Consider the following 13,115-nt stretch of genomic DNA (forward strand, 5'->3'; position numbering starts at 1 on the left):
CTCCCGCGCTCTACCCCGATGGCACCGCTGACGCGGTGCCTCATTCGACCCGTGTGACAGCCGTGGGCTTGAAGCCCAGGTCCGCCGCCTTGCCCTTGCGGCCACGCGCCGCCTTGGCGTTGTTGAGGCTACGGATTTCCAGCGTCTCGTCGCGTTCCTTGCCGCCGCGCCCCAGGCCTTCGATGCGCACGCTGCGCGTGTAGGCCGCCGCGCCGGCCAACTGGTCCTTGGGGTCTAGATCGATCAGCATCAAGCCACGCCCGCCACTGGGCATGGGCTTGAGCTCGCCGATCTGGAAGCTCAGGATGCGCCCGCCCGTGGACACACAAACCACGTGGCTGGCCGGGCTGTACAGGCCGCCCTGGGACGCGCTCGCGACCACGCCCGACACGGGGTTGGGCGCGTGCGCCATCGAGGGACGGCAGACCGTGTCGGGCGAGCCATCGCTGCCGCAACTGATGAAGGCCTTGCCGCCCTTCTGCCGCGACACCATGTTCTCCACCTGGGCCAGGAAGCCGTAGCCCCCCGAGGTGGACAGCAGCAGCCAGGCCGAGGCCGGGCCCGCGAAATAGTGGACCAGTTGCGTGCCCGCTTCCAGCTCGACCATCGTCGTCAGCGGCTGACCATCACCGCGTGCACCGGGCAGGACCGAGACGGACACGGAATAGACACGACCGTTGCTGCCGAAGGCCAGCATCACATCCACTGTGCGGCATTCAAAGGTGCCGTACAGGCCGTCGCCGGCCTTGAAGGCGAAGCTGGCCGGGTCATGGCCATGGCCCTGGCGCGCGCGCACCCAGCCCTTCTGCGACACCACGACCGTGACCGGCTCGTCCATGACCTTCACTTCGGCCACAGCCTTCTTCTCGGTCTGGATCAGGGTGCGGCGCGTGTCACCGAAAGTCTTGGCGTCGGCCTCGATCTCCTTGACCATGAGCTTGCGCAGGGCGGCCGGGCTGCCCAGGATGTCCTGGAGTTCCTTTTCCTTGCCGCGCAATTCCGCCAGTTCCTGTTCGATCTTGATGGCTTCCAAGCGGGCCAACTGGCGCAGTCGGATTTCGAGGATGTCCTCGGCCTGCCGGTCGCTCAGGCGGAAACGCTTGATCAGCGCGGGCTTGGGTTCGTCCGAATTGCGGATGATGCGGATGACCTCGTCCACGTTGAGCAGCACGGTCTGCCGCCCTTCGAGGATATGGATGCGGTCCTGCACCTTGCCCAGGCGGTGCTGCGAGCGCCTCGCGATGGTCTGCTGGCGGAAGGTGATCCACTCCTCCAGCATCTGGCGCATGGACTTCTGCACCGGCTTGCCGTCCAGGCCCACCATGGTCAGGTTGATGGGCGCGGAGGTTTCCAGGCTGGTGTGCGCCAGCAATGTGGTGATGAGTTCTTGCTGGTCGATCTTGCTGGTCTTGGGTTCGCAGACCAGGCGCACGGGGGCGTCCTTGCTCGACTCGTCGCGCACGCCGTCCAGCACGGACAGCAGCGTGGCCTTCAGTTGCGTCTGCTCCTGCGTGACGGTTTTCTTGCCGGCCTTGACCTTGGGGTTGGAGAGTTCTTCGATTTCCTCCAGCACCTTCTGCGTGCTCACGCCCGGCGGCAACTCGGTCACGACCAATTGCCACTGGCCGCGCGCCAGTTCCTCGATCTTCCAACGGGCGCGCACCTTGAGCGAACCGCGGCCGGTGCGATAGGCCTCGGCGATGTCGGCCTCGGGGCTGATGATCTGGCCGCCGCCAGGATAGTCCGGCCCGGGCAGCAGTTCGAACAGTTCTTCGTCCTTGAGCTTGGGGGTCTTGATCAGGGCCACGCAGGCCGCCGCCACTTCGCCCAGGCTGTGGCTCGGAATTTCCGTCGCCATGCCCACGGCGATGCCACTCGCGCCATTGAGCAACGTGAAAGGCAGGCGCGCGGGCAACTGCTTGGGCTCCTCGGTGGAGCCGTCGTAGTTGGGCATGAAATCCACCGTGCCCTCGTCGATCTCCTCGAGCAGCAGGGAGGAGATTTTCGACAGCCGCGCTTCGGTATAGCGCATCGCGGCCGCGCCGTCGCCGTCACGGCTGCCGAAGTTACCCTGGCCATCGATCAGCGGGTAGCGCAGCGCGAAGTCCTGCGCCATGCGCACCAGCGCGTCGTAGGCCGCCTGGTCACCGTGCGGGTGGAAACGGCCCAGCACATCACCGACCACGCGGGCGCTCTTGACCGGCTTGGCCGCCGTGTTGTTGTTCGCGCCACCATAGCCCAGGCCCATGCGCTCCATGGCGTAGAGGATGCGGCGCTGCACGGGCTTCTGCCCGTCGCTCACGTCGGGCAAGGCCCGGCCCTTGACGACGGACAGCGCGTATTCCAGGTAGGCCCGCTGGGCGTAGTTGGCGAGCCAGAGGCTGTCGCCCGTTTCGCCCTGGTTCAGATCGATGGTTTCAGTGCTCATATTGATTCAACTCACACGTCGATTTCGACCGCGTCCCCATGCAGCTCCATCAACTCACGGCGCGCGGCGGCTTCCCCCTTGCCCATGAGCTTGGTGATTTCGCTCTCGGTCTGGCGGGTGTCATAACCCCCGAGCCGCACCTGCAGCAAGCGTCGAGTGTCCGGGTTGAGCGTGGTTTCCCAGAGCTGCTCGGCGTTCATTTCACCCAGGCCTTTGAAGCGACTGATCTGGCAGCGTTCCTTGGCCACGCCTTCCTTGGCGGTCTTGTCGAGGATGGCGGTCAGCTCGCCTTCGTCCAGGGCATAGGCTTTGCTGGCGGGTTTCTTGCCGCGCGCGGGCACATCCACGCGGAACAGCGGCGGGCGGGCCACGTAGACATGCCCGGTCTCGATCAGCTTGGGGAAGTGCCGGAAGAAGAGCGTGAGCAGCAGCACCTGGATGTGCGAACCGTCCACGTCCGCGTCGGAGAGGATGCAGACCTTGCCATAGCGCAGGCCACTCAGGTCGGGCTCGTCGTTCGGCCCGTGCGGGTCCACGCCGATGGCGACCGAGATGTCGTGGATCTCGGTGTTGGCGAACAGACGGTCGCGCTCCACCTCCCAGGTGTTGAGCACCTTGCCGCGCAGGGGCAGCACGGCCTGGCTTTCCTTGTCCCGGCCCATCTTGGCACTGCCGCCCGCGCTGTCGCCTTCGACCAGGAAGAGTTCATTGTGCGCGAGGTCACGGCTTTCACAATCGGTCAGCTTGCCCGGCAGCACGGCCACGCCGCTGCCCTTGCGCTTCTCGACCTTCTGGCCCGCGCGTTGGCGGGTCTGCGCGGCGCGGATGGCCAGTTCGGCCAGTTTTTTGCCGTATTCGACATGCTGGTTGAGCCAGAGCTCGAGCGCGGGGCGCACGAAGCTGGACACGAGGCGCACGGCGTCGCGTGAATTCAGCCGCTCCTTGATCTGGCCCTGGAACTGCGGGTCCAGCACCTTGGCGGACAGCACGTAGCTGGCGCGCGCGAACACGTCCTCGGGCAGCAGCTTCACGCCTTTGGGCAGCAGGGAATGCAGGTCGATGAAGCTCTTGACCGCGGTGAACAGGCCGTCGCGCAGGCCGCTGTCGTGCGTGCCGCCCGCGCTGGTCGGGATCAGGTTGACGTAGCTCTCGCGCACGGGCGCGCCGTCCTCGGTGAAGGCCACGGCCCAGGCCGCGCCCTCGCCCTCGGCGAAGCTGTCGTTGTCCTCGGCGTAACCCTCGCCCTCGAACAGCGGGATCACCGGATCGGCCGTGAGCGTCTGCATCAGGTAGTCGCGCAGGCCGCCCTTGTAGAGCCAGCTCTGGGTATCACTCTTCTCCTTGCCTTTTTCCACCGTCAGCGTGACGGTGACACCAGGCATCAGCACGGCCTTGCTGCGCAGCAAGTGCGTGAGCTCGCCCATGGGCAAGGCGGCGAACTCGAAGTACTTGGCGTCGGGCCAAACCCGCACCGTGGTGCCCTGTTTGCGTTCGCCGGCCTGCAAGGCGCGTGTCGAGAGCTTTTCCACCACGTCGCCGGCCGCGAAAACGATGGTCGCGGCCTTGCCTTCTCGGTGGCTGGTGACGGCAAGCCGCTTCGCCAACGCATTGGTCACGGACACGCCCACGCCGTGCAGACCGCCCGAGAAGCTGTAGGCCCCGCCCGAGCCTTTGTCGAACTTGCCGCCCGCGTGCAGGCGGGTGTAGACGATCTCGATGACCGGCACCTTCTCTTCCGGATGCAGGCCGTGCGGTATGCCGCGCCCGTCGTCTTCGACACTGACCGAGCCGTCCGCGTGCAGGATGACGGCGATGCGCTTGCCGTGTCCGGCCAAGGCTTCGTCGGCCGCGTTGTCCAGCACTTCCTGGATGATGTGCAGCGGGTTGTCGGTGCGGGTGTACATGCCCGGCCGCTGCTGCACCGGCTCCAGCCCTTTGAGGACACGGATGGAGCCTTCGGAATATTCAGGGTTGGGTTTGGTTGCCATGGGCTTGCTCTCTTTTTGCGCGCGATTGTAGTGGCAGGATACAGGTCAACTGGATGCGCATCCAGCCACCGGCCTCGCCGATTTCATGTAGCCGGTCCATTTCCGCGTCGTGCGCCACGCCCGTGCGTCCAGCACGCGACGACGCGATCCGGGTAAAAAGGCTACAGTTCCGGGCGAGACTCCAGGCTCCAACCGAGCGCGCATCGAACAACAACACACCACAGACTACGGCTATGAACTCCGCCACATCCGCCCCGCCCAAGCCCCTGACCCTTGCCCAGGTACTCATCTGCGGCGGCGCCATCGTCACGCTGTCCATGGGCATCCGCCACGGCTTCGGGCTGTGGCTGCAACCCGTCACGCAGGCCCAGGGCTGGACGCGCGAGACCTTTGCCTTCGCCATCGCCATCCAGAACTTGGCCTGGGGTGTCGCGGGCATTTTCTCGGGCATGCTGGCCGACCGCTTCGGCGCGCTCAAGGTCATCCTCGTCGGTGGCCTGCTCTACGCGCTAGGCCTGGCGGGCATGGCCCACGCGGACACCCCTCTGCTTTTCGCGCTGTCCTCCGGCGTGCTGATCGGCATGGCGCAGGCGGGTACCACCTACGCCGTGATTTACGGCGTGATCGGCCGCAACATCCCACCCGAGAAACGCTCCTGGGCCATGGGCATCACGGCGGCGGCGGGCTCCTTCGGGCAGTTCTTCATGGTACCGGTGGAAGGGCTGTTCATCGCCAGCTTTGGCTGGCAACAGGCCCTGGTGCTGCTGGCCGTGGTGGCCCTGCTGATCGTGCCGCTGGGCCTGCTGCTGCGCGAGCCGGGGTTCGCCAAAGGCGCGCCGCCGAAGCGCGAACAGACCATCGTTCAGGCCCTGCGCGAGGCTTTTGGTTACCCCAGCTTCGTGATGCTGATGGCGGGCTATTTCGTCTGCGGTTTCCAGGTGGTCTTCATCGGCGTGCACCTGCCCAGCTACCTGAAAGACCACGGTCTGCAACCACAGGTGGCCAGCTACGCGCTGGCCCTGGTCGGTCTGTTCAACATCTTCGGTACCTACACGGCGGGTCAGCTCGGCCAGAAGCTGGCGAAGAAGAACATCCTGGCCTTCATCTATTTCGGTCGCTCCATCGCCATCACGGCCTTCCTGCTGGCACCGCTCACGCCCATGAGCGTCTACCTGTTCGCGGCGGTGATGGGCGTGCTGTGGCTGTCGACCGTGCCGCCGACCAACGCGGCGATCGCGCAGATCTTCGGCGTGGCACACCTGTCCATGCTCAGCGGCTTTGTCTTCTTCAGTCACCAGATCGGCAGCTTCCTCGGCGTCTGGCTGGGTGGCTACCTGTATGACAAGACCGGCAGCTACGATGTGGTCTGGTACATCTCAATCGCGCTGGGCGTGTTCGCCGCGCTGATCAACCTGCCGGTGCGCGAATCCGCCATCCTGCGCCGAGCCCCGGCCGCACAAGGGACCTGAGATGACCCGCTTGCATCGCCTGCTGATCTGGGCCACCGCGCTCGCGGCGGTGGCGGCGGCGTTCGCGCTCTACCTGCGGCCTGAGTTCATGGTGACGCTGGCCGACCAGATCTGGGCCTGCTTCTGAGCCTTGCATTCCCTGCATGGGACGCCCATACGCGATGACCAGCATCCCTAACTGCGTGGCCGCAGGAACGGACCGGCCTACGCCTGTTCCAGAAAAACGCCAGAAGACTTTCAACCACATGCAAACCCTCGTGATCACCGGTGCCTCCGACGGCATCGGCGCCGAACTGGCGCGCCAAATGGCCGAGACCCACGGCGCCGACGCCACCCTGGTACTCGCCGCGCGCCAGCGCGAAGCGCTGGAAGCCGTGGCCACGCAATGCCGCCAGCACGGTGCTCAGGCTCTGGTCGTGCCCACCGATGTGTCGGACGAAGCCCAGTGCCGCGCACTGATCGCCGAGGCCGTGCAGCGGAGCGGCCGGATCGACGCGCTGGTCAACAATGCCGGCGTTTCTGCCCAAGCCCTGTTTGCCGAGGTAAGGGCCGAAGACCTGGGCTGGTACGAGCGCGTGATGCGCGTCAACTTCTGGGGCAGTGTCTGGTGCACGCACGCGGCCTTGCCCCATCTGCTGGCGTCGCGCGGCCGCATCGTCGCCGTGTCTTCGCTGGCAGGCTTGGTCGGCGTGCCCGGCCGCAACGCCTACAGCGCGAGCAAGTTCGCGCTGAGTGGCTTCTTCGAGGCGCTACGCGCCGAACTCAAACCCTCCGGCGTGAGCGTGACCACCGTCTACCCTGGCGTGGTGGCCACGCGCACCCGCCACCGGGGCTACAACGCCCGGGGAGAGGCCGCGGGCAGCAGCGGACTGCGGGAAGACAAGGCCATGCCGGTCGAGGAATGCGCCCGCCTCATCCTGCGCGGCATGACGCGCCGCCAGCGCGAGGTGGTGATGACAGCGCAGGGCAAGCTGGGGCGCTGGCTCAAGCTGCTCGCTCCGGGCTTGGTGGAACGCATCGCGCTGTCGGCGCTCAAGGAAGAGGTCAAACCGCATTGAACACGAGGCCTTCCGTCGTGTCAGTCACGGGGCCCGCCTCGATGTCCGGCCCTTCCGAATGGGTGCGACGCTGGGCGCCTCTGGTGCCCCGGGACGTTGTCAATGGCAGCAGCGGCGCGCAGGGTGGCGCGGTGCTGGACGTGGCCTGTGGCACGGGACGCCACCTGCGCGTGTTCCACGAACGCGGTCACCCGGTCACCGGGCTGGACCGCGACGCGCTGGCCCTGGCGACCGTGCACGCGGCCTTGCCCGGCGCCACCCTGATCGAGACCGATCTCGAACGCAGTCCCTGGCCCTTGCCCGGCCGGACCTACGCGGGCGTGGTCGTCACGAACTACCTCTGGCGCGCGCTGCTGCCCACCATCGTTCAGAGTGTGGCCCCGGGTGGCGTGCTGATCTACGAAACCTTTGCTCTGGGCAACGAGCAGCACGGCAAACCCTCGAACCCGGACTTCCTGCTGCGCCCGGGCGAACTGCTGGCGGCCTGCGCGATCGCCCCTGCACCTTTGCGCGTGGTGGCCTATGAAGACGTCACCCTGGACAACCCGGTTCGGTGCGTGCAACGCATCGCAGCCGTGCGGAATTAGGCCGGGCCGACGCCCGGGGATCGTAAAATAGCTCCCAGCCTCCAACAGGACTGCCTTCCCTCGGGCGTCCCAGAACGACCAACCTCTCATTCCAGTCCGACATGACCCCCATCACTGGCAGCATCGTGGCCCTCGTCACCCCGATGCATGACGACGGCAGCGTGGACTACCCCACGTTGCGTTCCCTGATCGACTGGCACATCGCCGAAGGCACGGACTGCATCGGCGTGGTCGGCACCACCGGTGAATCGCCCACGGTCAGCGTGGAGGAACACTGCGAAATCATCCGCGTCTCGGTCGAACAGGCTCGCAAGCACGCCAAGCACGTGCCCATCATGGCGGGTTGCGGCGCCAACTCCACGGCGGAAGCGGTGGAACTGGCCAAGTTCGCCAAGAACGTCGGTGCGGACTGCCAGCTGCAGGTTGTGCCCTACTACAACAAGCCGACCCAGGAAGGCCAGTACCAGCATTTCAAGAAGATCGCCGAAGCGGTGGATCTGCCCGTCGTCCTGTACAACGTGCCCGGCCGTACCGTGGCCGACATGGCGCATGACACGGTGCTGCGCCTGGCCCAGGTGCCCGGCATCGTCGGCATCAAGGAAGCCACGGGCAACATCGAGCGCGCGCAGTGGCTCATCCGCGAAGTGCCCAAGGTCAACAAGAACTTCGCCATCTACTCCGGCGACGACCCGACTGCCGTGGCCCTGATGCTCTGCGGTGGCCAGGGCAATGTGAGCGTGACGGCCAACGTCGCGCCGCGCCTGATGCACGAACTCTGCGTGGCCGCCATCGCCGGTGAGGTGAAGCGTGCGATGGAAATCCAGTTCCGCCTCATGCCCCTGCACCGTCAGCTCTTTGTCGAACCCAACCCCATCCCCGTCAAATGGGCGTTGGCACGCATGGACCGCTGCGGCGGTGCCCTGCGGCTGCCCCTGACCCCCTTGTCAGCGAGCGGCCAGACTGCCGTGGAAGGCGCGCTGCGCCTCACTGGCCTGCTCTGAAACAACGCCTGGCTGTCTGACGCAGGCCCCGGCGCCCCGCGCCGGTCTGCCCCCAAGAAGGAATCCCCTTGAACTCCGTTTCGTCTCTTCGTACCCGCGCGCTGCAGCGGGGCCTCGTGCTGCTGTCGATTTTCCTGCTTTCCGCCTGTGCGGCGCTTGAGGGCGACAAGGTGGACTATGGCGCGGCCGTCCAGAACACGCCCTTGGCGGTGCCCCCTGATCTGACGCAGTTGCCTCAGGACACGCGCTACGCCCTGCCCGGCAGCACCGTCAGCGCGAGCACCTATGGCGGCGGCGCTGTGGTCAACACCCCTCGGGCGCAAACCGTGGCACCCAGTGTGCCCGGCCTGCGCCTGGAAGGTCAGGGGGGCGTGCGCTGGCTGATCGCCACGGGCATGACACCGGAGGACATCTGGCCCAAGCTGCACGCCTTCTGGGAGGAAACCGGCCTCAAGCTTTCCCAGGACGATCCCAAACTGGGCCTGATGGAAACGGAATGGGCTGAAAACCGCGCCAAGCTGCCGCAGAACTTCATGCGCAAGATTCTGGGTGCCTTGATGTCCACCAGCACCCTGGACCTGTACCGCACCCGCGTGGAACGCGTCGCGGCCCCCGATGGCGGCACCAGCACCGAGATCTACATCAGCCATCGTGGCCTGGAAGAGGTCTACGCGGACGACGCCGGCTCCAACCCTGACGGCTCGCGCAAGACGATCTGGCAGCCACGCCCCTCCGACCCGGACATGGAAATCGAGATGCTGCGTCGCCTGATGATCAAGCTTGGCGCGCCCGCCGAGCAGGCGGCGGCACAAGCAGACCGACAGACCGCTGGCCTGACCGATCCCGCCCAGGCCGCGCCCAAGACCGCGCAGCTGGAGCAACGCAACGGCCAGTCCGTGGTCAGCGTGCGCGAGCCTTTCGACCGCGCCTGGCGGCGCGTCGGCCTGTCGCTGGACCGCACCGGCTTCACCGTGGAAGACCGCGACCGCAGCCAGGGCATCTACTACGTGCGCTATGTGCAGCCACCCAAGACTGGCGAGGAAGAACCCGGCTGGTGGGCACGGACCTTCGGTGGTGCGAAACCGCTGGACAAGACTCCGCGCAGGTACCGCATCACGGTGCGCGCGGAGGGCAACCTCAGCACGGTGGCCGTGCTCAACGCCGATGGCGCGCCCGAGAGCTCCGAACAGGCGCGCAACATCCTGCAGGTGCTCGTGGACGATCTGCATTGAACCGGACCAAGGCACACGCGTGAAGCAACGGCCTGGGGGCATGCCGCCCCATCCATCGCAGGTGCTGGCCCGGCGCGGGCTGGTGACCAGCCTGACCTGGCTGGCGCTGGTTGCCGCACCCACCGTCGCCCAAGCCCAGTTCGGAGACCCGGGCGGTGAAGGCACGGCCGCCACGGACACGGGGCAGATCGGTGCGGCGGCACTCAGCACCCCTCGCTACATGGGCGCGGATCACAATCGATTGCGGGCCCTGCCCTACCTCAGCTACCGCTGGGCCAACGGGTGGTTCGTCGATGGCATCAACGGCGTCGGGTACGGTGGATCGCCCACGCCCGGCCTGCAGATGGGGGTGCATGTCGGAGTCTCTCCGGATCGCGAGGAAAGCGACGATCCGGCGCTGCGCGGCATGGGTAACGTCAACCGCGGAGCGGAGCTGGGGGGCTTCGCGCACCAACGCTTGGGGAGTTGGCTGGGCGGCAAGCTGAGCCTGCGCTCCCATCTGCGCTACGGCTCGGGCGAGGATCGCCAGGGCGGGCAGGCCGAGTTGGGCCTGGGCTGGGGCACCCGGCTGGGGGAGCGCAGCCTGATGAACCTGGGCCTTGCAGCGAACTGGGCCAACCAGGGCTACATGCAGACCTATTTCGGTGTCACGCGGGCACAGTCAACTTCCAGCGGCTACACCGAGCACAAGACCGATGGCGGACTGCGTGACCTGCGCCTGTCGTTGGTCGTCATCCAGCTTTTCTCACCGACCACCGTGGGTTTGCTCATGGTCAGTCAGACCTACTGGCAAGGTGATGCGGCCGACAGCCCACTGGTGCAGGAGAAGCGCAACACCATGGCCGTGGCGGCACTGATGTACCGCTTCTAGCCGGGACTCTCCGAACAAAAACAAAAAAAGCCACCGCATCACTGCGGTGGCTTTTTGACTTTCAGCGCTCGGAGCGCCTACTCGAAGCCGAAGCTTACTTCTTAGCCGGCTCGGCAGCAGCGGGAGCGGCAGCCGGAGCAGCGGCGGCGGGAGCAGCAGCAGCGTCAGCGGGAGCAGCAGCCGGGGCGGCGGCAGGCGCTTCAGCAGCAGCCGGGGCGGCGGCGGGAGCAGCGGCTTCCTCTTTCTTGCCGCAAGCAGCCAGGGCCACGGCGGAAATCACGGCGATCAGAGCAAGAGACTTTTTCATGATGGTTGAATTAAGAAAGTGAATAAAAGAGCGGCAACAAAAAAATTTTCCCCCGATGCGGAACACGTGAAATGGCAGGCCGCCTAGACGCGCCCCATCAATGCACCACACTGGCAATCCGGCCCGCTCACACGACCCGGATTGGGGCAGAATTTTAGGCACGGTTCCAGGATTTTTTTGCCGTCATGCAAAATAAATTCGTGATTACCCTTGAAACAAAGGCGAAACGGGTGAATGCAGTTTGATCAAAGATGCCTGCAGTTCCGGAAAATCCTCATCATTTTGCATGGGATTGCACCACTATGACGCAGTTTCACAAACCCACCCAGCTGACGCAACCGTCCTTCCTCAGCCGGGAATGCCATGCAACCAACCGGCCTCGCGCCACTCAGCGATCAATTCCCGCGCCGGTCGGCTGACTTTTCGCAGGTCCGCGGCCCCCATACGCCGCTCGTCCGCCAATCGACGCAAAAGCACCGCGTCACGCCCTCCGTCCTCGTCAGAGACAAGATAACTCTCGCCGTTGATGAAGAGATGTACGTCGTCGTAGAGCATCCGCGTGCGCCGGTCGAGTTGGATGCCAGACGCGATGGCAGTCATACCCCCAGCCGCATCCGGAGAAGCCGGCTCGAACCACACCTGCGGCTTGGGTTCGCTCAGGACCTCGCCCAGGGCCCGCGCCAGCGCCTGTGGATCGCGCAGGGCCTGCTGCACCGCCTGCCTGGCGTAACGCAGCAGCGAGCCGGGCATGCCGGCGGGTGCGCCAACGGCAGCTTGCGTCGGGTCGCGGTACAGCGCGTCGGCCATTGACGCATCCATGCCCTCGGCGGCATCCTCCGCCAGGCGCTGCAACAGTTCCTGCGCCAGCCCGCCCGCCTTTGGGGAACGAAAGCCGATGGAGCAGGTCATGCACTCGCCTTCCACCGCCACGCCATCGTGGGCGTACTGCGGCGGCAGGTAGAGCATGTCGCCCGGCTCCAGCACGAAGTCCTGCTCGGGCCGGAAATCGGCCAGGATCTTCAGTGGCACGCCGGCCCTGAGTTTCAAGTCCTGCTGGCTGCCGATCTTCCAATGCCGCTTGCCATGCGTCTGTAGCAGGAACACGTCATAGCTGTCGAAATGCGGTCCCACGCCTCCCCCCTCCACCGCGTAGCTGATCATCAGATCGTCCAGGCGCGCGTCGGGCACGAAACGGAACTGCTGCATCATCTGATGCGCGGCTTCGCTGTGCAGGTCCACGCCTTGCACCAGCAGCGTCCAGGCCTCACCCTTGCCGGGCTTGAGCGCGGGCAAGGCACGCCGATCGAAAGGCCCCCGCCTCAGACCCCAGCTTTCCTTGCGCCCCCGCTTTTCCAGCGTGACCAGGCGAGATTCCACGTCCTCCTGTCCCGCCAAGGCGAACAGTTCCGTGCGTGTGAGCAGGGCGCGCATGCCGGGCACGGCCTGGCGCACCAGCAGAGGCTTTTTCTGCCAATAGCGGCGCATGAAGGCGGCGGGGCTGATGCCGCCCAGCAGGGTCAGCGGCAAGTTCACATCCATGAGAAGGCTTTCGTGTGCGCAGGTGAAAAAAGCTTGGGCGACAATTGTCCCCCATGAACACAGACCATCCGAACGACAAGCGCCTGGACGCCGTCACGCCGCAATGCGTGGTCGCGCTCACCTGGACCCTGACCGACACCCTTGGCGAGGAACTCGACGTGCTCGATGACCCCGTCGAATTCCTGATTGGGGGCGAAGACCTGTTCGAGAAGATCGAACAGGCATTGCAAGGTCACGGCATTGGCGCCAGCGTGGCGGTGCACCTGGAGCCCGAGGAAGCCTTCGGCGATTTCAACGACCAGTTGCTCTTCCTGGAAAAGCGTGAGCTCTTTCCGGCCGAGCTCGAAGAAGGCATGACCCTGGAAGGCCACGCCCTGCCCACTGGCTGCAACCCGGACGCGCCCCGCGATGCGCTCTACACCGTGACCGAAATCTACCCCGACCATGTGGTGCTCGACGGCAACCATCCGCTGGCCGGCATCGCCCTGCGCCTCAAGCTGAAGGTCGAAAGCGTGCGTGAAGCCACCGAGGAAGAGATAGGGCGCGGCACTGCGGGCACGGGCTTTTTCCGCATCGCGCCCCTGCACGAGCAGGGCGACGGCGGTAGTTCCCTGCATTGAACACGGACAGCGCTG

The 13,115-nt window shown here is 65.8% G+C and carries 12 protein-coding genes; 8 read left to right on the top strand and 4 right to left on the bottom strand.

Features of this window, described 5'->3' with window-relative positions:
- Positions 1-40: 40 nt before the first annotated feature.
- Together parC and DW355_RS14520 are read right to left on the bottom strand one after the other, a co-directional pair.
- Positions 41-2,428: a DNA topoisomerase IV subunit A gene (gene parC / locus DW355_RS14515; protein ID WP_131281070.1), complete on the bottom strand. Its 2,388-nt coding sequence runs from the start codon at positions 2,426-2,428 to the stop codon at positions 41-43.
- 11 nt (positions 2,429-2,439) lie between these two features.
- Positions 2,440-4,416: a DNA topoisomerase IV subunit B gene (locus tag DW355_RS14520; RefSeq protein ID WP_131281072.1), complete on the bottom strand. Its 1,977-nt coding sequence runs from the start codon at positions 4,414-4,416 to the stop codon at positions 2,440-2,442.
- Between the two features lie 233 nt (positions 4,417-4,649).
- On the opposite strand from DW355_RS14520, the gene DW355_RS14525 reads away from it, so the two are divergent.
- The 7 genes from DW355_RS14525 (at position 4,650) to DW355_RS14550 (ending at position 10,634) form a co-directional block, all read left to right on the top strand.
- Entirely contained in the window at positions 4,650-5,885 is a 1,236-nt protein-coding gene (locus tag DW355_RS14525; RefSeq protein WP_131281073.1) for an MFS transporter, read from the top strand.
- A gap of 1 nt (position 5,886) precedes the next feature.
- The gene (locus DW355_RS18415) at positions 5,887-6,012 is read left to right on the top strand and encodes a hypothetical protein (protein ID WP_278249363.1); all 126 of its coding nucleotides are present in this window, start codon (positions 5,887-5,889) and stop codon (positions 6,010-6,012) included.
- A 118-nt stretch (positions 6,013-6,130) separates the two neighbouring features.
- Complete coding sequence (locus tag DW355_RS14530; RefSeq protein ID WP_131281075.1) at positions 6,131-6,943, top strand: SDR family oxidoreductase; 813 nt, start codon at positions 6,131-6,133, stop codon at positions 6,941-6,943.
- 41 nt (positions 6,944-6,984) lie between these two features.
- The gene (locus DW355_RS14535) at positions 6,985-7,530 is read left to right on the top strand and encodes a class I SAM-dependent methyltransferase (protein ID WP_131282763.1); all 546 of its coding nucleotides are present in this window, start codon (positions 6,985-6,987) and stop codon (positions 7,528-7,530) included.
- A 101-nt stretch (positions 7,531-7,631) separates the two neighbouring features.
- Complete coding sequence (gene dapA / locus DW355_RS14540; RefSeq protein ID WP_131281077.1) at positions 7,632-8,531, top strand: 4-hydroxy-tetrahydrodipicolinate synthase; 900 nt, start codon at positions 7,632-7,634, stop codon at positions 8,529-8,531.
- 68 nt (positions 8,532-8,599) lie between these two features.
- On the top strand, positions 8,600-9,763 hold the full coding sequence (gene bamC / locus DW355_RS14545; protein WP_242671185.1) for an outer membrane protein assembly factor BamC: 1,164 nt from the start codon (positions 8,600-8,602) through the stop codon (positions 9,761-9,763).
- Positions 9,764-9,782: 19 nt separating this feature from the next.
- The gene (locus DW355_RS14550) at positions 9,783-10,634 is read left to right on the top strand and encodes a MipA/OmpV family protein (protein WP_165493205.1); all 852 of its coding nucleotides are present in this window, start codon (positions 9,783-9,785) and stop codon (positions 10,632-10,634) included.
- A 94-nt stretch (positions 10,635-10,728) separates the two neighbouring features.
- Here the strand turns inward: DW355_RS14550 and DW355_RS14555 are convergent, their stop codons facing one another.
- Together DW355_RS14555 and DW355_RS14560 are read right to left on the bottom strand one after the other, a co-directional pair.
- The gene (locus DW355_RS14555; protein WP_131281081.1) at positions 10,729-10,941 is read right to left on the bottom strand and encodes a hypothetical protein; all 213 of its coding nucleotides are present in this window, start codon (positions 10,939-10,941) and stop codon (positions 10,729-10,731) included.
- A 348-nt stretch (positions 10,942-11,289) separates the two neighbouring features.
- Entirely contained in the window at positions 11,290-12,480 is a 1,191-nt protein-coding gene (locus DW355_RS14560; RefSeq protein ID WP_131281083.1) for a JmjC domain-containing protein, read from the bottom strand.
- A gap of 53 nt (positions 12,481-12,533) precedes the next feature.
- On the opposite strand from DW355_RS14560, the gene DW355_RS14565 reads away from it, so the two are divergent.
- Positions 12,534-13,100 (top strand): FKBP-type peptidyl-prolyl cis-trans isomerase, encoded by a 567-nt coding sequence (locus DW355_RS14565; RefSeq protein ID WP_131281085.1) that lies wholly within the window; start codon positions 12,534-12,536, stop codon positions 13,098-13,100.
- Positions 13,101-13,115 lie beyond the last annotated feature (15 nt).

Origin of the sequence: Hylemonella gracilis, assembly GCF_004328645.1 — a bacterium.
Lineage (GTDB): Bacteria > Pseudomonadota > Gammaproteobacteria > Burkholderiales > Burkholderiaceae_C > Hylemonella > Hylemonella gracilis_B.

Coding starts and splice junctions, on each gene's coding strand:
- DW355_RS14525 (WP_131281073.1), top strand. CDS start 4,650: ATGAACTCCGCCACATCCGCCCCGCCCAAGCCCCTGACCCTTGCCCAG.
- DW355_RS14560 (WP_131281083.1), bottom strand. CDS start 12,480: ATGGATGTGAACTTGCCGCTGACCCTGCTGGGCGGCATCAGCCCCGCC.
- parC (WP_131281070.1), bottom strand. CDS start 2,428: ATGAGCACTGAAACCATCGATCTGAACCAGGGCGAAACGGGCGACAGC.
- DW355_RS14555 (WP_131281081.1), bottom strand. CDS start 10,941: ATGAAAAAGTCTCTTGCTCTGATCGCCGTGATTTCCGCCGTGGCCCTG.
- DW355_RS14535 (WP_131282763.1), top strand. CDS start 6,985: ATGTCCGGCCCTTCCGAATGGGTGCGACGCTGGGCGCCTCTGGTGCCC.
- DW355_RS14565 (WP_131281085.1), top strand. CDS start 12,534: ATGAACACAGACCATCCGAACGACAAGCGCCTGGACGCCGTCACGCCG.
- DW355_RS14530 (WP_131281075.1), top strand. CDS start 6,131: ATGCAAACCCTCGTGATCACCGGTGCCTCCGACGGCATCGGCGCCGAA.
- DW355_RS14520 (WP_131281072.1), bottom strand. CDS start 4,416: ATGGCAACCAAACCCAACCCTGAATATTCCGAAGGCTCCATCCGTGTC.
- dapA (WP_131281077.1), top strand. CDS start 7,632: ATGACCCCCATCACTGGCAGCATCGTGGCCCTCGTCACCCCGATGCAT.
- DW355_RS18415 (WP_278249363.1), top strand. CDS start 5,887: ATGACCCGCTTGCATCGCCTGCTGATCTGGGCCACCGCGCTCGCGGCG.